This window comes from Stenotrophomonas sp. 05L413, from assembly GCF_056397945.1.
In genome coordinates, this window is the sequence record NZ_JBFTOL010000001.1 from 772459 (window position 1) to 792406 (window position 19948).

At 66.6% G+C, this 19948-nt stretch carries 20 protein-coding genes; 7 read left to right on the forward strand and 13 right to left on the reverse strand.

All coding sequences use genetic code 11. From position 1 onward, the window contains the following. Positions 1–53 precede the first annotated feature (53 nt). Positions 54–656 carry a TetR/AcrR family transcriptional regulator gene (locus tag AC1DIQ_RS03435; RefSeq protein WP_019185113.1) on the reverse strand — a complete coding sequence of 201 codons (603 nt, stop codon included), beginning with the start codon at positions 654–656 and terminating at the stop codon, positions 54–56. A gap of 139 nt (positions 657–795) precedes the next feature. Here AC1DIQ_RS03435 and AC1DIQ_RS03440 point away from each other — a divergent pair, with 139 nt between their 5' ends. From AC1DIQ_RS03440 to AC1DIQ_RS03450, 3 genes are all read left to right on the forward strand, one after another. Then, positions 796–1716, forward strand: a complete 921-nt coding sequence (locus AC1DIQ_RS03440) for an alpha/beta fold hydrolase (RefSeq protein WP_478049440.1) — start codon at positions 796–798, stop codon at positions 1714–1716. Further along, a complete protein-coding gene (locus AC1DIQ_RS03445; RefSeq protein WP_152151949.1) occupies positions 1713–4190 on the forward strand; it encodes an acyl-CoA dehydrogenase in 2478 nt (825 codons plus the stop codon). Before AC1DIQ_RS03440 ends, AC1DIQ_RS03445 begins: the two co-directional genes overlap by 4 nt. A gap of 64 nt (positions 4191–4254) precedes the next feature. Next, positions 4255–4725, forward strand: coding sequence for a hotdog fold domain-containing protein (locus AC1DIQ_RS03450; protein WP_152151947.1), 471 nt, complete (start codon positions 4255–4257; stop codon positions 4723–4725). A gap of 85 nt (positions 4726–4810) precedes the next feature. On the opposite strand, the gene AC1DIQ_RS03455 is transcribed toward AC1DIQ_RS03450, so the two are convergent. Beyond that, positions 4811–5167 (reverse strand): DUF1304 domain-containing protein, encoded by a 357-nt coding sequence (locus AC1DIQ_RS03455; RefSeq protein ID WP_121038995.1) that lies wholly within the window; start codon positions 5165–5167, stop codon positions 4811–4813. A gap of 31 nt (positions 5168–5198) precedes the next feature. Further along, entirely contained in the window at positions 5199–6536 is a 1338-nt protein-coding gene (locus tag AC1DIQ_RS03460; RefSeq protein WP_121038998.1) for an NTP/NDP exchange transporter, read from the reverse strand. A gap of 199 nt (positions 6537–6735) precedes the next feature. Between AC1DIQ_RS03460 and AC1DIQ_RS03465 the strand changes: the two genes are divergently transcribed. Beyond that, positions 6736–8328 (forward strand): GMC family oxidoreductase, encoded by a 1593-nt coding sequence (locus AC1DIQ_RS03465; RefSeq protein WP_121039001.1) that lies wholly within the window; start codon positions 6736–6738, stop codon positions 8326–8328. A 166-nt stretch (positions 8329–8494) separates the two neighbouring features. Further along, positions 8495–9889 (forward strand): serine hydrolase domain-containing protein, encoded by a 1395-nt coding sequence (locus AC1DIQ_RS03470; RefSeq protein ID WP_152151943.1) that lies wholly within the window; start codon positions 8495–8497, stop codon positions 9887–9889. Positions 9890–10025: 136 nt separating this feature from the next. Here AC1DIQ_RS03470 and AC1DIQ_RS03475 read toward each other — a convergent pair whose 3' ends face one another. From AC1DIQ_RS03475 to nudE, 9 genes are all read right to left on the reverse strand, one after another. Beyond that, positions 10026–10616 carry a histone gene (locus tag AC1DIQ_RS03475; protein ID WP_123730441.1) on the reverse strand — a complete coding sequence of 197 codons (591 nt, stop codon included), beginning with the start codon at positions 10614–10616 and terminating at the stop codon, positions 10026–10028. A 925-nt stretch (positions 10617–11541) separates the two neighbouring features. Beyond that, positions 11542–11937, reverse strand: coding sequence for a glycine cleavage system protein GcvH (gene gcvH, locus AC1DIQ_RS03480; protein ID WP_121039009.1), 396 nt, complete (start codon positions 11935–11937; stop codon positions 11542–11544). 97 nt (positions 11938–12034) lie between these two features. After that, positions 12035–13147, reverse strand: coding sequence for a glycine cleavage system aminomethyltransferase GcvT (gene gcvT, locus AC1DIQ_RS03485; protein ID WP_121039012.1), 1113 nt, complete (start codon positions 13145–13147; stop codon positions 12035–12037). Positions 13148–13233: 86 nt separating this feature from the next. Next, positions 13234–13665, reverse strand: coding sequence for an NfeD family protein (locus tag AC1DIQ_RS03490; RefSeq protein WP_121039015.1), 432 nt, complete (start codon positions 13663–13665; stop codon positions 13234–13236). A 1-nt stretch (position 13666) separates the two neighbouring features. Beyond that, positions 13667–14629, reverse strand: a complete 963-nt coding sequence (locus tag AC1DIQ_RS03495; RefSeq protein ID WP_046272684.1) for an SPFH domain-containing protein — start codon at positions 14627–14629, stop codon at positions 13667–13669. Between the two features lie 96 nt (positions 14630–14725). Then, positions 14726–15049, reverse strand: a complete 324-nt coding sequence (locus AC1DIQ_RS03500) for a YnfA family protein (protein WP_121039018.1) — start codon at positions 15047–15049, stop codon at positions 14726–14728. Next, on the reverse strand, positions 15046–15858 hold the full coding sequence (gene mazG, locus AC1DIQ_RS03505; RefSeq protein WP_121039021.1) for a nucleoside triphosphate pyrophosphohydrolase: 813 nt from the start codon (positions 15856–15858) through the stop codon (positions 15046–15048). Before mazG ends, AC1DIQ_RS03500 begins: the two co-directional genes overlap by 4 nt. A gap of 16 nt (positions 15859–15874) precedes the next feature. Further along, a complete protein-coding gene (cysQ, locus tag AC1DIQ_RS03510) occupies positions 15875–16678 on the reverse strand; it encodes a 3'(2'),5'-bisphosphate nucleotidase CysQ (RefSeq protein WP_121039024.1) in 804 nt (267 codons plus the stop codon). Next, entirely contained in the window at positions 16675–17223 is a 549-nt protein-coding gene (nudE, locus tag AC1DIQ_RS03515; protein ID WP_121039027.1) for an ADP compounds hydrolase NudE, read from the reverse strand. Before nudE ends, cysQ begins: the two co-directional genes overlap by 4 nt. A gap of 50 nt (positions 17224–17273) precedes the next feature. Here nudE and bioA point away from each other — a divergent pair, with 50 nt between their 5' ends. Together bioA and AC1DIQ_RS03525 are read left to right on the forward strand one after the other, a co-directional pair. After that, complete coding sequence (gene bioA / locus AC1DIQ_RS03520; protein ID WP_478049441.1) at positions 17274–18665, forward strand: adenosylmethionine--8-amino-7-oxononanoate transaminase; 1392 nt, start codon at positions 17274–17276, stop codon at positions 18663–18665. Further along, a complete protein-coding gene (locus AC1DIQ_RS03525) occupies positions 18656–19390 on the forward strand; it encodes a 16S rRNA (uracil(1498)-N(3))-methyltransferase (protein ID WP_461770184.1) in 735 nt (244 codons plus the stop codon). The genes bioA and AC1DIQ_RS03525 overlap by 10 nt, the downstream gene beginning before the upstream one ends. Before the next feature lie 71 nt (positions 19391–19461). Here the strand turns inward: AC1DIQ_RS03525 and AC1DIQ_RS03530 are convergent, their stop codons facing one another. Then, the gene (locus tag AC1DIQ_RS03530) at positions 19462–19935 is read right to left on the reverse strand and encodes a chemotaxis protein CheW (protein WP_121039036.1); all 474 of its coding nucleotides are present in this window, start codon (positions 19933–19935) and stop codon (positions 19462–19464) included. Positions 19936–19948: the final 13 nt, after the last annotated feature.

Consider the following 19948-nt stretch of genomic DNA (forward strand, 5'->3'; position numbering starts at 1 on the left):
CGCATGGAAAAGGCCGCGTTTCCGCGGCCTTCTGCATGCCTGTCACGGGCCGGTCAACCGAGCGGAATCAACGTCTCGATCACGTGCTCCACATAGGCCTCGAAATCTTCGCGGGCCTGCTTGGGCTGCTGCAGCTGCAGCGACAGCTGGAGGAAGCCGACATAGGCCGCGTAGGCCAGTCGCGCGCGGTGTTGCGCATCCGTCCGGCTCAGCCCCGCCTGGCGGAACGAGGCGACCAGATACTCCAGGCGACGATGCGAGACCCGGTCGATGACCGGACGCACCATCGGGTGGTCCAGCGCCTTGAGCAGTTCGCTGTAGATGATGTGCGGCTGCACTTCATGCGCCACCACCTGGAACAGCTGGCGCAGGCGCACGCGCGGATCGGTCACGTCGGCCAGGCTGCCGAACACCTGCTCCTGTTCGAACAGCTCCCAGCGCTCCAGCGCGGCCTGCAGCAACGCATCGCGCGAGGGGAAGTGCCAGTAGAAGCTGCCTTTGGTGACACCCAGACGCCGCGCCAGCGGTTCCACCGCGACCGCGCCCACGCCTTGTTCGGCAATCAGATCCAGTGCGGCCTGGGCCCAGTCTTCAGCACTGAGGCGGCTGTTGCGGCCGGCACGTGGCTCGCCGGCGGAAGCTTCGGGTTCATTCATAGGTGGATTTAACCATACGCCGGGGTTGGTTGCAGTACGTCAATGTGCTCATGGGGGCCTGGAGCCTCGCCGCACAAGGGATGTGCCCACCATACCCCCAAGTATTGACATCGCACAGGGCAGGTCCATACTAGCGAGTATGGTCACTCCTTCTTCTACTCTGCCCCGTTTTGACGATGAGCGACTGACCGGCGCGCACAACGCCGTGCTGGCCGCCACCCGGTCGGGCCCGGGGCGTCGCGGCACCGTGCTGTTCGCCCACGGCTTCGGCCAGACCCGGCATGCCTGGCAGGCCACCGCCTCCGCGCTGGTCGGCGCCGGTTACCAGACCCTGTCCTACGACGCACGCGGCCATGGCGATTCAGACTGGAATCCGGCCGAACGCTCCTACCACGGCGAACAGTTCGCCGATGATCTGATCGTGCTGGCCGGCGAGCAGGCGCAGCCGCCGATCCTGATCGCCGCCTCGATGGGCGGCCTGTTCGGCCTGCTCGCCGAGTCGCGCTGGCCGGGCCTGTTCTCGGCGATGGTGCTGGTGGACATCACCCCGCGCTGGGATACCGCCGGCGTCGAAAAGATCCTGATGTTCATGACCGCGCACCCGGACGGCTTCGCCTCGCTGTCGCAGGCGGCCGATGTGATCTCCGCCTACGTGCCGCACCGCCCGCGCAAGTCGGACGATTCCCTGCGCGCGTTGCTGCGCGAAGACGGTCACGGCCGCTGGCGCTGGCATTGGGACCCGCGTCTGGTCGCCGAGCTGGCCCGTGACAGTGAACACCACCAGGACGCGCTCGCCGAGGCGGCGCGCCAGGTGAAATGTCCCTTGCTGCTGGTGAGCGGCGGCCGCAGCACCCTGGTCACCCCGCAGACGGTGGCCGAGTTCCTTGCGTTGGTGCCACATGCACGCCACGTGCAGCTGCCGGAGGCCACGCATATGGTCGCCGGTGATGACAACAACGCCTTTACCGCTACTGTGTTGGACTATCTGGACGTATTGCCCTCGGCCTCCGCCGTCGCATCGTCCGCCATTACCGAGCACGTCACCGGAGCACGCTCATGAGCATTGTCGTTCCCTTCCTCGTCGTCCTGTTGGCAGGTGCGTTCGTCGCCTACCACCGGATGCGCCTGATCACCTGGACGATCATCAGCCTCGTGCTGCTGGCCGCCTGCTGGTTCATCCCGTACGTCAACCAGACCGCCACGATCGTGGCTGCGGCCATCGTCGCCGTCATCGCCGTGCCGCTGCTGCTGCCCTTCATCCGCAAGCCGCTGCTGACCGCGCCGATGATGAAGGTGTTCCGCAAGGTGCTGCCGCCGCTGTCGCAGACCGAGCGCATCGCGCTGGAAACCGGCTCGGTCGGTTTCGAAGGCGAGCTGTTCACCGGCGATCCGGACTGGAACATCCTGCTGAACTACCCCAAGCCGCAGCTCACTGCGGAGGAACAGGCGTTCCTGGACGGCCCGGTCGAAGAGCTCTGCAAAATGGTCAACGACTGGGAAATCACCCACGTCTACGCCGACCTGCCGCCAGAGCTGTGGAGCTTCATCAAGAAGAACAAGTTCTTCGGCATGATCATTCCGAAGGAATACGGCGGCCTGGGCTTCAGCGCGCTGGCCCACCACAAGGTGATCCAGAAGCTGGCCTCGGTGTCGAGCGTGGTCAGCTCCACCGTCGGCGTGCCCAACTCGCTGGGCCCGGGTGAACTGCTCAACCATTACGGCACCCAGGAACAGAAAGACCAGTACCTGCCGCGCCTGGCCGATGGCCGTGAAGTGCCCTGCTTCGGCCTGACCGGTCCGTTCGCCGGCTCGGACGCCACCTCGATTCCCGATTACGGCATCGTCTGCAAGGGCGAGTGGAACGGCGAGCAGGTGCTCGGCGTCAAGCTCACCTTCGACAAGCGCTACATCACGCTGGCCCCCGTGGCCACGTTGATCGGCCTGGCCTTCCGCATGTACGACCCGGATGGCCTGATCGGCACCACCCGCGACATCGGCATCACCCTGGCCCTGCTGCCGCGTGACACCGCCGGTGTGGAAATCGGCCGCCGCCACTTCCCGCTCAACTCGACCTTCCAGAACGGCCCGATCCGCGGCAAGGATGTGTTCATCCCGCTGACCCAGCTGATCGGCGGCGCCGAGAAGGCCGGCAAGGGCTGGAACATGCTCAACGAGTGCCTGGCCGTGGGCCGCTCGATCACCCTGCCCTCCACCGCCAGTGGCGGTGCCAAGGCCGGTGCCGTGGTGACCGGTGCCTACGCGCGCATCCGCAAGCAGTTCGGCCTGTCGGTCGGCCGCTTCGAGGGCGTGGAAGAAGCGCTGGCCCGCATCGGTGGCAAGGCCTACGCGATCAGCGCGCTGTGCCAGGCAACGGCCGCTGCGGTGGACCGCGGCGACGTGCCGTCGGTGCCGTCGGCCATCGCCAAGTACCACTGCACCACCATGAGCCGTGAAGTGATCTCGGACGTGATGGATGTGATCGGCGGCAAGGGCATCATCCTGGGGCCGCGCAACTTCGCCGGCCGCAGTTGGCAGGCCGCGCCGATCGCGATCACGGTCGAGGGTGCCAACATCATGACCCGCAGCCTGCTGATCTTCGGCCAGGGTGCGATCCTGTGCCACCCGTGGGTGTTGAAGGAAATGAAGGCCGCGCAGGATCCGGACACCCGTGCCGGGCTGCAGGAATTCGACCGCAGCCTGTTCGGCCACATCCGCTACGGCATCTCCAACGCCGTGCGTTCGTTCTGGTTCGGCCTCACCGGTGCCCGTTTCGGTGCCGCCCCGGGCGATGCCTACACCCGCCGCTACTTCCGCAAGCTGGACCGTTACTCGGCCAACCTGGCGCTGATGGCCGACATCTCGATGATGACGCTGGGCGGCAAGCTGAAGTTCAAGGAATCGCTGTCCGGCCGCCTGGGCGATGTGCTGAGCCACATCTACATGACCAGCGCCATGCTCAAGCGTTACCACGACGAAGGCGCACCGGTGGCCGACCAGCCGCTGCTGGCCTGGGCCTTCCATGACAGCGTGCACAAGATCGAAGAGTCGCTGTCGGCCGCCCTGCGCAACTTCCCGGTGCGTCCGATCGGCTGGCTGATGTGGGCGCTGATCTTCCCGTTCGGCCGCCGTGCCGAGGCCCCGGGCGACCGCCTGGGCCACCGCGTGGCCGCACTGCTGATGGCACCCAACGAAGCCCGCGACCGTCTGGCCAGTGGCGTGTTCCTGACCCCGTGCGAGAACAACCCGGGTGGCCGCATCAACAGCTACCTGTCCAAGGCGATCATGGCCGAGCCGGTGGAGCGCAAGTTCATCAAGGCACTCAAGACCAAGGGCATCGAAGCGCTGGACTTCGTTACCCAGCTGGACGAAGCCGTGGCCGAAGGCGTGATCACCCAGGACGAGCGCACCCTGCTCGAAGAGCTGCGCACGCTCACCCTGGAAACGATCACCGTGGACGACTTCGATCCGGAGGAACTGCGCTCGGCGGGCTACTACAAGCGTCAGCAGAAGGACGCGCAGTCGCAGGCCGCGTGATCCCGGCCACCATGTAAACGACAACGGCGGACTTCGGTCCGCCGTTTCTTTAGGGAGACCCCCGATGTCCGCTCCACTGCTCACGCTCTACCGCCGCATGCAGCGCTGGCCTGCCGGCACCTGGCTGTTCTCGCGCGCGGTGTGCGTCAAGGCGCCCTACTTCGCCAGCATCGCCCCGCGCATCACCCTGCTCGAGCCGGGCCGCTGCGAAGGCCGCATCGCGCACCGGCGCAAGGTCACCAACCACATCGGCACGGTGCACGCGATCGCGCTGTGCAACCTGGCCGAACTCACCGCCGGGCTGATGGTGGATGCCTCGCTGCCCAAGGGCATGCGCTGGATCCCGAAGGGCATGGAGGTGCAGTACCTGGCCAAGGCGACCGGCACGCAGCATGCCGTGGCCACGCCGGAGCAGCCGATCGTGGCGGCCGAGACCGGCTACGCGCTGCCGGTGAAGGTGCAGGTGCGCGATGACGCCGGCACGGCCGTGTTCGAGGCCCGGATCGCGATGTGGGTGTCGCCGGTCAAACGTTGATCGTTGGCGCAGCCACCCATGGGGTGGCTCTACATCCGATCCGTCTGTCGCAGGGTAGCGCCGCGCCATGCGTGGCTGGCGCCTGTCAGGCCGGCACCATCCACCACGCGGCCACGGCCAGGATCGCCGGCACAGCCTGGATGAAGAAGATCCGCTTGTTCACGCTGTACGCGCCATAGCAGCCGGCCACGATCACGCAGCCCAGCATGAAGTTGACCAGCATCGGCAGGTGATCGAACAGGCCCCAGAACAGGCCGGCGGCAAGGAAGCCGTTGTACAGCCCTTGATTGGCCGCCAGCACCCGCGTGGCCTGCGCCTTTTCCGGCGTATTGCGGAAGGTCTTCAGGCCCAGCGGCTTGGTCCACAGGAACATTTCCAGGACCAGGAAATACACGTGCAGCAGGGCGACCAACAGGGTCAACGACAGCGCGATCCAATACATGGGCTCAGGTTCCTGGAAGACTGCAGAGAGCTTACTCCGGGCGCTCGCCCGGCAGCTTCTTTTCCTCGCGCAGAAGGCCCAATGCTGCGACGGTCATCGCCCCGGCCACGACCAGCCCACCGACGAACACAATGTGCGAACCAAACAGGGACAGCCCCTTGTGCACCCAGGCGAAGGTCAGGTCCGCACCGCGGTAGACCACGGTGTCGATCGCCGCGCCGGCCTTGTAGCGCCACTGGCGGTCCACACGGGTATAGATGGTCTCGCGCGCCGGCTTGGCCAGTGAGAACTCGCTGGCGCGGGTCATCACCTGCACCATCGCCACCATCAGCGGCAGCGGCGAGGCCGCCAGGATCGAGAAGCCGATGATGATCGCCACGCCGGGAATCAACAGCGCCGGGGCGATCCCATACCGCGACAGCAGCCAGCGCGTGAATCCGAGCTGCACGATCAGGGTCAGGGTGTTCACCGCCAGGTCCACGCGCGAGAAAAACGCCGTGCTGGCCGCGGCATCGGGGTACAGCCGTCGCACGATCGAGGCCTGCTCGTTGTAGAGCATCGTGCCCACGCCCACGCCGAACAGCACCATCAGTGCCAGCCAGCGCAGCATCGGCTCACGCACGATCAGCTTCAGGCCATCGAACACACTGCCGCCCATCGGCGTTTCGCCGGAGACCAGCTGCCGCTCCTGTTCGCGTTCCACCGCCCACAGGCGCAGCCGCCAGATGCAGCCCAGGCAGATCAGCAGGAAGCCGGCCGAGACCAGCATCAGGTTGGCGATGCCGACCCGCTGCACCAGCGTCGAGGTGATGATCGGCCCCAGGAAGGCGCCGATGGTGCCAGCCGCGCCGAGGTAGCCGTAATAGGCGCGCGCCTCCACGTTGGAGAACACGTCGGCCATGAAGCTCCAGAACACCGCCACCGCGAACAGGTTGAAGACGGTGATCCAGAAGAAGAACGCCATGCCCCGCCCCGGCGCGCCGGTCTCGAACATCACGTAGAAGCCGAGCAGGGTGACGATGAAAAAGCCGTACACCGCCGGCAGGAACACCCGGCGCGGGAAGCGGCTCACCAGCACGCCGTACAGCGGCTGCAGCACCAGCATGATGAAGAACACGCAGGTGAACAGGAACTGCAGCACAAAGTCCTGCAGGGCGATCCCGTGCCCGGCGAACCACTGGATCAGCGGCAGCGGAAACACGGTCTGCAGATCCGACGAGGCCGCCATCGCTTCGCGCACCGGGCGCAGCACGTAGTAGCCGCTGAGCAGGCAGAAAAAGTAGATCGAGGCCCAGATCAGCGGCGGCGAACGCCGCCAGGCGCTCAACATGCCAGTGGCCGCCGCGCCGGTTCCGGCCGCCGCGGTCATTGCACGCTCTGCGCGGACAAAGGGCGTTGCAACGGCAACATGTGGGGAACTCCGGGCATCGAAGCGCGCAAGGTAAACGATGCACCGCAACATCGCCAGCCTCCGGCACGCCCATCGGTGCAATGCTGCGTGGCTCACCACTCAGCCCCTGCCTGCCCCAACCTGTCTTATGCTCGGTGCGCACCCGGCAAGGAGCGGCATGTACGACTACATCGTCATTGGTGCCGGCTCTGCCGGCTGCGTGCTGGCCCACCGGCTCAGCGAAGACCCGGCCTGCCGGGTGCTGCTGCTGGAAGCCGGCCCGCGCGATAGCAACCCCTTCATCCACATGCCGGCCGGGTTGGCGCGGCTGGTCAACAATCGCCGCATCAACTGGAACCTGGAGACCGAGCCGGAGCCTGCCCTGGATGGCCGTCGTCTGTGGTGGCCGCGCGGCAAGGTGCTGGGCGGCTCCAGCTCGATCAATGCGATGTGCTACATCCGCGGCGTCCCCGCCGACTACGACGGCTGGGAAGCGGGTGGCGCCATCGGCTGGGGCTGGGACCAGGTGCTGCCCTGGTTCCTGCACAGCGAGCGCAACAGCCGCGGCGCCAGCGCGCTGCACGGCGCCGCAGGACCGCTGTCGGTGTCCGACCTGCGCCACCACAACCCCCTCTCGGCCGCGTTCATCGCCGCCGCGCAGGAAGCCGGCCATCCCCACAATGCAGACTTCAACGGTGACCAGCAGCTCGGCGTAGGGCTGTACCAGGTCACCCAGCGCGACGGCGCACGGTGTTCAAGTGCGGACGCCTACCTGCGCCCGGCACGCCACCGGCGCAACCTGACGGTGCTCACCGGCGCGCAGGCGACCGCGCTGAGCTTCGAGGGCACGACGGCGACCGGCGTGCACTATCGGCGTGGCGCGCACCACCTCCACGCACGCGCGGGCGCGGAGGTGATCCTCAGCGCCGGCGCGCTCCATTCCCCCCACCTGCTGATGCTCTCCGGCATCGGCGAGGCGGACACGTTGCGCTGCCACGGCATCACCCCGCGCGTGGATCTGCCCGGTGTCGGCCGCAACCTGCAGGACCACCTGGACATCTGCACCGTCGTGCACACCACACCGGGCGTCAGCTACGACCGCAGCAACGAGCTGCGCATCGCCTTCGACTACTTCCTGCGCGGCCACCGTGGTGCCGGCACCAGCAACCTGGCCGAGGCCGGCGGCTTCGCCCGCTCGTCGCTGGCCACCGATGCCCGCGCCGACATCCAGTTCCATTTCGTCCCGGCGATGCTGGACAACCACGGCCGCCACCGGCTGCCGGGCGATGGCTATACCCTGCATGCCTGCCCGCTGCACCCACGCAGCCGCGGGCAATTGCGCCTGCGTGATGCCGATGCGCGCTCGCCGCCGCGCATCCACGCCAACTACCTGGGTGACCCCGCGGGCCACGATCTGAAGAGCATGCTTGAATGCGCCCGGCTGTCGCGCGAGATCCTGCAGCAGCCTGCGTTTGACCGCTGGCGCGGCGCGCCGGTGTTCCCCCCGCACAACGCGCTGGACGAGGCGGCACTGGAAGCCTTCATCCGGGCCAAGGCCGAGACCATCTACCACCCGGTCGGGACCTGCGCGATGGGGCAGCATGCCGAGGCGGTGGTCGATCCGGGCACCCTGCGCGTGCACGGCACCGAACGGCTGCGGGTGGTGGATGCCTCGGTGATGCCGCGCCTGGTCAGCGGGAACACCAACGCCCCGACCCTGATGATCGCCGAGCGTGCCGCTCATTGGATCCGGACCGCTGCAACTGCCTGAACAGGGGTGCGCTGGACCGCCCTTACCGCCCGGGTGACGGATCCTTTGGAGATTGGCAAAACCCGCGTATTTTCAATGCGATACGCATTCATCTTCGATTCGTTTGTGCAATCACGAAAAGCGGCGCTAGAATCGGTCACAGCAGTCGCGCACGGGCACCCATACGATGAACCAGAACAACAGGCGCCGACCGATCCGTTCGGCGGCAACCGGGTTGTTGGGCATGTTGATGCCCATCGCCATGTCTTCCACTGCACAGACACCTGCCGCTGCGCCAGCCGGGTTCCCGGTCAACATCGAGGAATCGGCGCCGAGCGCCGCCCCGCATACCCAACCTGCCGCGTACCGCACCACGCCGGCCGGCCTGAAAGTGCAGCCGCCCGCGCAGGGCTTCAACGTGGCCTCGATCGAATCGATGGCGCAGCAGCTCACCTACGGCGAGCGCGTACCCGGCATGGCCGTTGCGATCGTCCAGGGGGGCCGCGTGCTCAGCGCGCGCGGCTACGGCGTCACCGACGTCAACAACCCGCAGCAGGTCGACGCGCACACCGTGTTCCGGCTGGCCTCGTTGTCCAAGGCTTTCGCCGGCACCATGGCCGGCCTGCTGGTCAACGACGGCACGCTGCGCTGGGACAGCAAGGTCACCGACTACGTGCCCGGCTTCCAGTTGAGCACGCCCGAAGCGACCGAGCGCCTGACCGTGGCCGATCTGCTCAGCCACCGCGTCGGCCTGCCCTACAACGCCTATGACCGCGACGTCGAAGCCAACGCCGAGTACTACACGCTCACCCACAAACTGGCGGCTACCTCGCTCAAGTGCCTGCCCGGCGACTGCTACGCCTACCAGAACGTGGCCTTCAGCCTGATCGGTGATGTGGTCTACGCCGCCTCCGGCAGCTTCTACGAACAGTCCGTCGAGCGCCGTCTGTTCAAGCCGCTGGGCATGGATGACGCCAGCCTCGGCCTGGCCGGCATCCAGGCCAGCTCGCGCTGGGCACGCCCGCATGTGCGCAGCCGCAATGGCTGGGTTGCGCTCACGCCCAAGCCCACCTACTACCGCCTCGCCCCGGCCGCCGGCGTCAACGCCAGTGCCAGCGACATGGCGCAATGGCTGCTGGCACACACCGGCCATCGCCCCGACGTCCTGCCCGCCCCGTTGCTGGCCACGCTGCATGCGAGCCTGATCAGCACCCCCGGTGAAATGCGGTCCGGCTGGCGCCGCGAGCGCCTGAACTCAGCCGGCTACGCGCTTGGCTGGCGCACCTTCGATTACGCCGGCCATGAAGTGATCTTCCACGCCGGTGCCGTCCAGGGCTATCGCGGCCTGGTCGCCCTGGTGCCCGAGCGCGACCTCGGCATTGCCATCATGTGGAACGGCGAAAGCAGCCTGCCCAGCGGCCTGCTGCCCACCGTACTGGACCAGGCGATGGGCCTGCCGACCCAGCGCTGGCTGGACGTGGACACCGACTTCGGCAGCGACAACCTGATGGCCGAGGACGCCGCCCCGCAAGGCAAGCGCAAGGGCGTCTCGTCGAACCGCGCGGTCGCATCACCGCGCTGATCCCGCCCGCACGTGGCATCGCAAAAGGCGGCCGGATGGCCGCCTTTTTTGTGGTTTTTGGTATCGCCCATAAAAAAAACTCCTTCCCCGCTGGGCTGCCAGGGAAGGAGTCTCAGGTACGGCTATCGGGAAAAACTCAGATCAGCGGTGCCGGGGTTGCCGGCAGTGCGACCGGCGCGGCCTTCTTCTTGCGAACGGCCGGCTTGCGCTTTGCGACCTTCTTCACTGCCTTCTTCGCGGATGCCTTCTTGGCCGGAGCCTTGCGGGCAGTCGCCTTCTTGGCGGTGGCCTTCTTGGCTACCTTGCGGGTGGCCTTTTTGGCGGTCTTTTTGGCGGTCTTCTTGGCAGCCTTCTTCGGAGCGGCCTTCTTGGCTACCTTGCGGGTCGCCTTCTTGGCCGTCTTCTTTACCGCCTTTTTCGCGGTCTTCTTGGCGGCTGCCTTCTTTGCAGTCTTCTTGACGGCCTTCTTCGCCGTCTTCTTCACTGCCTTCTTCGCTGTCTTCTTGGTGGCGGCCTTCTTTGCAGTCTTCTTCACTGCCTTCTTTGCCGTCTTTTTCACTGCTGCCTTGCGAGCGGTCGCCTTCTTGGCCGCCTTCTTCACCGTCTTCTTGGCAGCCGCCTTCTTGGCTACCTTCTTCACGGCCTTCTTGGCAGTCGCCTTTTTAGCGACCTTCTTGGCTGCCTTTTTGGCGGCCGGCTTTTTCTTCGCAGCTTTCTTGGTTGCCATGGGATGGCTCCTCGTCAGTGATCTATGGAGTGGAAACGCCCAGGTAAAGCAAACCCGCCGTTGCTGCGTCGCGGGGACCGCCGTCGCGTCATGCGCGTCGTGACGGATACGGGGACACCTGCCACATGCGGCCAGGCAGATATCGGATCAGGAAGGGTCTTGCGGTTCGCTGAAGGAAGCGAAGCCATCTCCACCGTCATCGGACGCGAGGTGGATGTCCAGGTTGTGCTTCGCGACTTGATGTCGATTCTGCTCACTCTGTTCGCAGGCAAGGTCTGCTGAGGCGAAACCTAATCACGCTTTTTTTCACTGTCAACAACCCCGGCGAAAAATTTTCACACCGGCGCCCTGCGGCGCCCCCCTCTCCGAACCCGTCATCGAGCCGACGAGAGCGCCATGCCAACGCCACCGCGAACACCCCACGCAATCAAACGCTGACAACGCAGAAAAGAAAAACACTTAAAAGAAGCACTTTCGTGTAGCGACATCGCAACATCGCCGTGCCCCACCCTGCAACGCCACGCGCGCATCGCATGCGATCACCCCCGCCACGGGACTCCCCGTGCGCACCTTAAACAGACCGCAAAACTTTTCACATCTGCCCGCGTTTTTTTCGACCCGATTCGCGTAACTGCGCAAACTTTTGACCGCTCGGCACCGACGCGTTCGTACCTGGCATTCGCCGTTGAGCATCGTCGCAGGTGCACCGGGAAGCCTGTTCGGCATGCCATCGGCGCGTCGGCGAAGACCAGATCACCGGCGCGCATCGGCACCGAACCGATCGTCATGAGCCGGCCGTCGCGACCACCGCCCATCGCCCGTGCACTGCAATCCTCACGCACTACTAACGCGATCGGCGCGTTCTCGACGCGCGGGCAAAAAAAAACGGCCGCACCGGGCGGCCGTTCTTCAGCGGAAACGACGATCAGTGATCTTCGTTTTCCAGCAGCTCGGCGTAGTCGTCCGGACCCAGCAGGTCGTTGACTTCGTCCAGGCCAGCCACTTCGACGACATAGATCCAGCCGTCGCCGTAGGCGTCTTCGTTGATGGTTTCCGGCTTGTCGCTCAGGGCCGCATTGACCTCGACCACCGTGCCGGTGATCGGGCTGTACACGTCCGAAGCGGCCTTGACCGACTCGACCACGGCCGCCTGTTCGCCGGCCTTGACCTCCTGGCCAACCTCCGGCAGTTCAACATAGACCAGGTCGCCAAGCAGGCCTTGGGCGTGGTCGGAAATACCGACGGTGACGCGGCCGCTGCCTTCAACGCGTGCCCACTCGTGGGACTTGAGGAATTTGAGGTCGCCGGGGATCTCGCTCATGGGACTGCTCCGAGGAATATCAGGGGGGTCAAGAAACGGGGGTAGTGTAACCAACCGGCGCGGACACGAACGCGTCCGCACCGGATACATCACGGCATCAGCCGTCGATCAACACGCCAGGCTGGGCCTGGCCTTCGCGCACGAACGGGAACTTCACCACGCGCACCGGAATCTGCTTGCCGCGGATATCCACGCGAACGTCCCCCAGTTCGCCGCCAGGCACGCGGGCGAACGCGATGCCCTTGCCCAGGGTCGGCGAGAAGGTGCCGGACAGGATCTCGCCCTCGCCGCTGGCGGTGAGCACGACCTGGCCGTGACGCAGCACGCCCTTCTCATCCATGACCAGGCCGATCAGCTGGCGGGCGTTGCCGGCCGCCTTCTGCGCCTCGAGCACATCGCGCCCGATGAAGTCGCGGCCTTCGTCCAGTGCCACGGTCCACGCCAGGCCGGCTTCATAAGGCGTGATCTCCTCGTCCATGTCCTGGCCGTAGAGATTCATGCCGGCTTCCAGGCGCAGCGTATCGCGCGCACCCAGGCCGGCCGGGCGCACACCCGCAGCGCTCAGGGCATTCCAGAAGGCGACCACGGCGGTCTGCGGCAGCAGGATCTCGAAACCGTCTTCACCGGTGTAGCCGGTACGCGCCACGAACAGCGCGGTGCCGTCGGCGGTGGCGGTCTCCAGGGCGGCGAAGCGGCCCAGCTTTTCCAGCGCGGCGCGGTCGCTCTCGCCCAGCAGGCCGATCACGCGCTCGCGTGCGGTGGGGCCCTGCACGGCGATGATGGCCAGCTCTTCGCGCTCGAGGACCTCCACGTTGAAGGCGGCCGCCTGCTCGCGGATCCAGGCCAGGTCCTTTTCGCGGGTGGAGGCATTGACCACCATGCGGAAGAAATCGTCAGCCATGTAATAGACGATCAGGTCGTCGATCACGCCGCCGCGGGCATTGAGCATGCACGAGTAGAGGGCCTTGCCGGTGGCCTTGAGCTTGTCCACCGAGTTGGCCAGCAGCGTGCGCAGGAACGGCTTGACCTGCTCCCCGCGCAGATCCACCACGGTCATGTGGCTGACGTCGAACATGCCGGCATCGCTGCGCACCAGGTGGTGCTCGTCCAGCTGCGAACCGTAATGAATGGGCATGTCCCAGCCACCGAAGTCGACCATCTTGGCGCCGAGTGCGCGGTGGGTATCGTTGAGAAGCGTCTTCTGGGTCATGACCGGTTCCGGGGGAAATGAAGGCAAGCCATCATTATCCCAGAACCGTCTTCACAACGCCTGCGGCGGTGCGGGAAAACCGCGGATCAGGCCTGCTGCACCTTCAGCGTCATCCCTTCCACCGCCACCACGCGCACCGGGCTGCCGGCCGGCAGATCCGGCCCGGCGACCACCCAGAACGCATCGTCGATCTTGGCCCGGCCCTTGCCGGCCACGATGCCCTGGTCGAGCAGGACCACCCGCCCGATCAACTGCTCGGCGCGCCGGTTCAACAGCGGCTGATCACTCTGGCGATCGTGTGATCGCCCCCAGCGCCGGTAGCACTGGATGGAGACCACGCTGAGCACCACGAAGGCAACCACCTGCCACAGCAGCGGGATGTCGGCGAACACCGCGACCAGCACGAACACCGCCGCGGCGCCAATCCCGATCCACAACATGAAAGCGCCGGGCGCGAGCGCCTCGGCGGCGAACAGCACCAGTGCCAGCGCGCCCCAGGCCACCACTTCCCAGCGCATGTCAGCCCCCGATCCGCGGCGGGACGCCGCGCGTGGCTTTCTTCTCTTCCTGCTTGGCGAACGCCTCGCGCGCCAGTTCGGCCACGCCGGCGATCGAGCCGATCACGCCGCTGGCCTCCATCGGCATCAGCACCAGCTTCTGGTTCGGCGAGGTCGCCAGTTCCTTGAATGCTTCCACATACTTCTGCGCGATGAAGTAGTTGATCGCCTGCACGTCGCCCTGGGCGATCGCCTCGGAGACCATCGTGGTCGCCTTGGCCTCCGCCTCGGCCAGGCGCTCGCGCGCTTCGGCATCGCGGAAGGCGGCCTCCTTGCGGCCCTCGGCCTCCAGCACGGTGGCCTGCTTCTCGCCTTCGGCGCGCAGGATCTCGGACTGACGCGAGCCTTCGGCCTCCAGGATCTGCGCGCGCTTTTCGCGCTCGGCCTTCATCTGCCGCGCCATCGCATCGAGCAGATCGCGCGGCGGCTGGATGTCGCGGATCTCGATGCGGTTCACCTTCACGCCCCACGGGTTGGTGGCATGGTCGACCACGCTCAGCAGCTGGGCGTTGATCACCTCACGCTGGCTGAGCGATTCATCCAGATCCATCGAGCCGATCACGGTGCGGATGTTGGTCTGCACCAGCGCGATCATCGCCACCTCCAGGTTGGCGACCTCGTAGGCCGCCTTGGCCGCATCGAGCACCTGGAAGAACACCACGCCATCCACGCGCACGGCGGCGTTGTCCTTGGTGATCACTTCCTGGCTCGGCACGTCCAGCACCTGCTCCATCATGTTCACCTTGCGGCCGACCCCGTACACGATCGGGATCAGGAAGTGCAGGCCGGGCGACATGGTGTGGGTGTAGCGGCCGAAGCGCTCCACGGTCCATTCGTAACCCTGCGGCACCATCCGCACCGCCTTGAAGAGGATGACAACGGCCACGAAGGCCAGCACCAGCGAGAACAGCATGGTCGGAAACATCAGGTCACTCCCTTTCCCCGGAATCGTAGGCCCGAGTATAGCCACGCCGTCTTCACGCCGGCGTCGGGGAGTGTCCTGGGTGCCCGTCAGGCAGGATCAGGCGGTGCGCGGGGCGAACATGATCACCATCATCCCGGCCAGGCACAGGCCGACGCCGAGCAGGTCCCAGCGGCTGGGACGGATGCCATCCACCAGCCACAGCCACATCAGTGCAGTGCCGATATAGACCCCGCCATAGGCGGCATAGACGCGGCCGCTGGCCGCCGGGTGCAGGGTCAGCAGCCAGGCGAACAAGGCCAGGCTGGCGGCCGCCGGCAACAGCAACCAGGCGCTGCCGTCCCTGCGCAGCCACAGCCAGGGCAGGTAGCACCCGACGATCTCGGCCACGGCGGTCAGCGCGAACAGCAGCAGCGTTTTCACGCTGCGGGTTCGCCGGCCTTGGCCTGCTGCCAGAGCGCTTCCTGTGCCTCCAGATCGAGCACGGCCATGGACTGTCCGGCCGCCTCGGCCTGGGCTTCCATCGCGCGGAAGCGCCGTTCGAATTTGTGGTTGGCCAGGCGCAGCGCGGCGCCCACATCCACCTTGGCGTGGCGGGCCAGATTGGCGCAGACGAACAGCAGATCGCCCAGCTCTTCCTGCAGGCGTGCGTGATTCTCCTCGACCGGGCCGCGCGCGAATTCCGCGGCGACTTCGTCCAGTTCCTCGCGCACCTTGTCCATCACCGGTGCAGGGCCCGGCCAGTCGAACCCTACCCGCGCCGCGCGTGCCTGCAGCTTCACCGCCCGCTGCCACTCCGGCAGGCCACGCGAGATCCCGGCCAGCGCCGAGGTATCGGTGTGGCCCTTGGCGGCACGCTCTGCGCGCTTGATCGCCTCCCAGTTGCTGTTGACGTCCTCGGCCCCGTCCACCTGGACCTGGGCGAACACGTGCGGATGGCGGCGCTCCATCTTGTCGCTGATCGCGCGGGCCACATCGGCAAACCCGAACGCCCCCTGCTCCTGCGCCATCTGCGCGTGGAAGACCACCTGCAGCAGCAGATCGCCGAGCTCATCCTTGAGGTCATCCAGATCGCCGCGGTCGATCGCATCGGCGACCTCGTAGGCTTCCTCGATGGTGTACGGCGCGATGCTGGCGAAGTCCTGCTGCAGGTCCCAGGGGCAGCCCTGCAGCGGGTCGCGCAGGCGCGCCATGATGCCCAGCAGGCGGTCCAGTTCGGGGGTGGCAGGCATCGTTGCTCCAGTCAGGTCAGGCGGGCAGCCACGCGCGCCACGGCAGGCGGGTATCGCCCAGCGCGATGAAGTCGCCGTTCAACAGGCTCTCGCGGCGGTTGTAGCGGAACGGCTTGCCGGTCTCGGCCGAGAGCACCGCGCCCCCGGCGGCGTGCAGTACGCACTGCCCGGCGGCGGTGTCCCATTCCGAGGTCGGGCCCAGCCGCGGGTAGACGTCCAACGTGCCTTCGGCCAGGCGGCAGAACTTCAGCGAGGAGCCCTGGGCGAGCACCTCGATATCGCCCATGCGGTCCAGCAGGGCCTGCGTCTGCTCGCTGCGATGCGAGCGGCTGGCGGCCACCCGCAGCGGCGCCGAGGCGGGCGTGCGGGTCCGCAGCACCGAATCGCGCATGCCGTCGCGGCGGTAGGCGAGTTCGCCGCGCATCGCATGCCAGATCTGGCCGGTGGCCGGGGCGAGCACCACGCCGAACGCCGGCGCGCCCTGGTAGATCAGCGCGATGTTGACGCTGAACTCGTCGTTGCGTTTGACGAATTCGCGGGTGCCATCCAGCGGGTCGACCAGCCAGTAAGCACCCCAGTGCTGGCGGATCTCCCATGGCACCTGCGCCGATTCCTCGGAGAGGATCGGCAGCTCCGGGGTCAGCTGCGCCAGCCCGCGCTCGATCACCTGGTTGGCGCCGAGATCGGCCGCCGTGACCGGGCTGTGGTCGGATTTGATCTCCACATCGAACGGCGTGGCATACACCGCCATGATGGCGGCGGCCGCGTCCTGGGCGATGGCGATGACGGTTTCGCGCAGATCCGTCGTGAGTTTGATCATTCCTTCCGTCCCAGCCACTCGCGGGCGATGAACAGTGCCGCCAGCGAGCGGCCTTCGGAGAAGTCCTCGCGCAACATCAACTGGTCCAGATCGGCCAGCTTCCACGGCACGACCTCCAGTTCCTCCGGCTCATCACCGACCAGGCGCTCGGGGTACAGATCACGCGCCACCACCAGCCAGGACTGATGACTCATATAGGTGGGGGCCAGGGTCATCGCGCGCAGCACGTCGACCCGGCGGGCACCGTAACCGGCCTCTTCCTTCAACTCGCGGTCGGCGGCCTGTTCGGGGGTTTCCCCGGCATCGATGCGGCCTTTCACCAGCCCCAACTCATAACGGTGCATGCCGGCGGCGTATTCACGCACCAGCAGCACGGTCTCGTCATCGAGCATCGGCACCACCACCACCGCACCGTGGCCGCGGGTTACCAGCCGCTCGAAGCGGCGGCGTTCGCCATTGGAAAACTCCAGATCCAGATGCTGGCGCTGGAACGGCCCGCTTTCCTCGTCCGTGATCTGGTGGATGATGGGCAGGCGACGGCTCATGCGAGCATCTCTAGAATGGGTACTGGTGAAAACGTGTTCATGAGCCCGAAATGCTAGCAGACCCAGCCCCCCTCACGCTGGCCGATCAGTGGCGGCAACGCGATCTGGCCGTGCTGTGGCACCCGTGCACGCAGATGCGCGAGCATCCCGACACCCTGCCCCTGCTGCCGATCGCCCGCGGCGAAGGCCCCTGGTTGATCGACCATGACGGCCACCGCTATCTGGATGCGGTGAGCAGCTGGTGGACCAATCTGTTCGGCCATGCGCAACCGCGCATCGGCGCGGCCATCGCCCAGCAGGCCACCCAGCTGGAACAGGTGATGCTGGCCGGCTTCAGTCACGCGCCGGCGGTACAGCTGGCCGAGCGCCTGCTGGCGATCGCGCCACGCCAGGCCGGGCGTGATCCGCTGGCCAAGGTGTTCTATGCCGACAACGGCTCGGCCGGGGTCGAGGTGGCGCTGAAGATGGCCTTCCACTACTTCCGCAACCGGGGCGAGAACCACCGCACCCGGTTCGTCGCGCTGGAGAACGGTTATCACGGCGAAACCCTGGGCGCGCTGTCGGTCGGCGATATTCCGCTGTATCGGCGTGTATATGCCCCGCTGCTGACCGAGGCGCTGTTCGCGCCCTCGCCCGATGCCTACCTGGCCGAGCCGGGCCAGAGTGCCGCCCAGCGCGCGCACCAGGCGGCCGATGCGCTGGCCACGCTGTTCGACCAGCACCCGGGCGAGATCTGCGCGGTGATCCTGGAACCGCGCCTGCAGTGTGCGGGCGGCATGCGCATGTACGACCCGGTCTATCTGCAGCGTGCGCGCGCGCTGTGCGATGCCAATGGTGCCTTCCTGATCGCCGATGAGATCGCCACCGGCTTCGGCCGCACCGGCACGATGTTCGCCTGCGAGCAGGCCGGGGTGATGCCGGACCTGCTGTGTTTGTCCAAGGGCCTGACCGGTGGTTTCCTGCCGCTGTCGGCGGTGCTGGCGACGCAGGCGCTGTACGACGCCTTCCTGGATGATTCACGCGAGCGCGCCTTCCTGCATTCGCACAGCTACACCGGCAATCCGCTGGCCTGCGCCGCCGCGCTGGCGACCCTGGACATCTTCGCCGGCGAAGACGTCATCGCACGCAACCGCAGCACCGCCGAAGTAATGCGCACGCTCGCCGCGCCATTCGCCGACCACGCGCATGTCGCCGATGTGCGCCAGGCGGGGATGGTGGTGGCCTTCGAACTGACCCGCAACGGCAACAAGCGCACACCGTTCCCGGCCGAGGCCCGGATCGGGTTGCACGCTTATAAAGCCGCGCTCAAACGCGGGGTGGTGCTGCGCCCACTGGGCAATGTGCTGTATTGGATGCCGCCGTACTGTGTAGAGGATGAACACTTGGATCTGCTTGCCCTGACCACCCTCGCCGCCATCGACGAGGCCGTCGCATGCGCGTGACCCGCAGCCATATCGACCATCCGCTGGCGGTCGGCCAGGTGCTGTCACTGCCCGAGGACGCCGCCAACCATCTGGTCCGCGTGATGCGCCTGCGCGAAGGCGACGGCTGCGTGCTGTTCAATGGCGATGGCCAGGATTACAGCGCCACGCTGGTGGCAGTGGGCAAGCGCGATGCGCAGGTGCGTATCGAGAGTGCCATCGCGCTGGACAACGAGTCGCCCTTGCACATCACCCTGCTGCAGGGCATCGCCCGCGGGGAAAAGATGGACCTGATTCTGCAGAAGGCCACCGAACTCGGTGTACAGGCCTTCATGCCGGTCAACGCCGAACGCACCGAAGTAAAGCTGGATGCGGCGCGTGCCGGGAAGCGGCTGGCGCACTGGCACAGCGTAGTGGTCTCGGCCTGTGGCCAATCCGGCCGCGCCCGCGTGCCGAGCGTGGCCGCGCCGCGATCACTGCAGGACGCCGCCAACGCGGTTCCAGCCGGGGCACTGAAGTTGACTCTGGATCCACAGGGCGAGCATCGCTTGTCGACGCTCTCGGCCGCTCCGGGCGGCGTGGTGATCGCGATCGGCCCGGAAGGCGGCTGGTCGCCGCGCGACCGCCAGGCGCTGACGGCAGCAGGCTTCCAAGGCTTGCAGCTGGGCCCGCGGGTGCTGCGCACCGAGACCGCGGGCTTAGCCGCCATCGCCGCCGTGCAGGCGCGGCTGGGCGATCTGGGCTGAAAAATAACGGGGACGGGGGTAGTTAATCGGCACGATTAACTACCCCCGTCCCCGTTATTGCCGTTATTGATTTACCCCGCGACGGGGAACGATTCGTCCAGCGCTGCTTCCAGTGCGTCCAGGTCCGGCAGCAGCGCGCTCTGCTCGCCCAGCAGCACGCGCATGTGCACGCCCTGCGGCAGGGTTTCCTCGGAGGCATCGGCCAGCAGACCGTCGCGCGGCACCGCGATCAGCTGCGGGAAGGTCTGGGTCAGCAGGGCGAAGTAGGGACGGCGCGGATTGCCGCCCAGCGCCTTGAGCACCACAACCTTGTTGTTGGCCACGACCGGCTCGTCACCCTGCCCGGACAGCCGGGCGAAGGACAGCAGCGGCACGTCCCAGCCGTGCCAGGCGATCTGCCCGACCAGCCAGGCCGGCGCATCGGGAACGGTTTCGACCGGCACCTTGGACATCATTTCGGCCACGGTGGCGTTGGGCAGCAGCACGCGTTCGTGCCCGGCCTGGATCAGGACACCGCGGATTTCGTCGTTGCTGGCGTAGCTCATGGGTTTTCCTTCA

What these genes read in the sequence shown, in the direction of transcription:
- AC1DIQ_RS03440 (WP_478049440.1), top strand. Translation starts at nt 796, where the DNA reads ATGGTCACTCCTTCTTCTACTCTGCCCCGTTTTGACGATGAGCGACTG.
- AC1DIQ_RS03490 (WP_121039015.1), bottom strand. Translation starts at nt 13,665, where the DNA reads ATGCGCTGGGAAGTGGTGGCCTGGGGCGCGCTGGCACTGGTGCTGTTC.
- mazG (WP_121039021.1), bottom strand. Translation starts at nt 15,858, where the DNA reads ATGCCTGCCACCCCCGAACTGGACCGCCTGCTGGGCATCATGGCGCGC.
- AC1DIQ_RS03475 (WP_123730441.1), bottom strand. Translation starts at nt 10,616, where the DNA reads ATGGCAACCAAGAAAGCTGCGAAGAAAAAGCCGGCCGCCAAAAAGGCA.
- AC1DIQ_RS03530 (WP_121039036.1), bottom strand. Translation starts at nt 19,935, where the DNA reads ATGAGCTACGCCAGCAACGACGAAATCCGCGGTGTCCTGATCCAGGCC.
- AC1DIQ_RS03450 (WP_152151947.1), top strand. Translation starts at nt 4,255, where the DNA reads ATGTCCGCTCCACTGCTCACGCTCTACCGCCGCATGCAGCGCTGGCCT.
- AC1DIQ_RS03455 (WP_121038995.1), bottom strand. Translation starts at nt 5,167, where the DNA reads ATGTATTGGATCGCGCTGTCGTTGACCCTGTTGGTCGCCCTGCTGCAC.
- AC1DIQ_RS03460 (WP_121038998.1), bottom strand. Translation starts at nt 6,536, where the DNA reads ATGACCGCGGCGGCCGGAACCGGCGCGGCGGCCACTGGCATGTTGAGC.
- cysQ (WP_121039024.1), bottom strand. Translation starts at nt 16,678, where the DNA reads ATGATCAAACTCACGACGGATCTGCGCGAAACCGTCATCGCCATCGCC.
- AC1DIQ_RS03445 (WP_152151949.1), top strand. Translation starts at nt 1,713, where the DNA reads ATGAGCATTGTCGTTCCCTTCCTCGTCGTCCTGTTGGCAGGTGCGTTC.
- AC1DIQ_RS03470 (WP_152151943.1), top strand. Translation starts at nt 8,495, where the DNA reads ATGAACCAGAACAACAGGCGCCGACCGATCCGTTCGGCGGCAACCGGG.
- bioA (WP_478049441.1), top strand. Translation starts at nt 17,274, where the DNA reads ATGCTAGCAGACCCAGCCCCCCTCACGCTGGCCGATCAGTGGCGGCAA.
- gcvT (WP_121039012.1), bottom strand. Translation starts at nt 13,147, where the DNA reads ATGACCCAGAAGACGCTTCTCAACGATACCCACCGCGCACTCGGCGCC.
- gcvH (WP_121039009.1), bottom strand. Translation starts at nt 11,937, where the DNA reads ATGAGCGAGATCCCCGGCGACCTCAAATTCCTCAAGTCCCACGAGTGG.
- nudE (WP_121039027.1), bottom strand. Translation starts at nt 17,223, where the DNA reads ATGAGCCGTCGCCTGCCCATCATCCACCAGATCACGGACGAGGAAAGC.
- AC1DIQ_RS03525 (WP_461770184.1), top strand. Translation starts at nt 18,656, where the DNA reads ATGCGCGTGACCCGCAGCCATATCGACCATCCGCTGGCGGTCGGCCAG.
- AC1DIQ_RS03495 (WP_046272684.1), bottom strand. Translation starts at nt 14,629, where the DNA reads ATGTTTCCGACCATGCTGTTCTCGCTGGTGCTGGCCTTCGTGGCCGTT.
- AC1DIQ_RS03435 (WP_019185113.1), bottom strand. Translation starts at nt 656, where the DNA reads ATGAATGAACCCGAAGCTTCCGCCGGCGAGCCACGTGCCGGCCGCAAC.
- AC1DIQ_RS03465 (WP_121039001.1), top strand. Translation starts at nt 6,736, where the DNA reads ATGTACGACTACATCGTCATTGGTGCCGGCTCTGCCGGCTGCGTGCTG.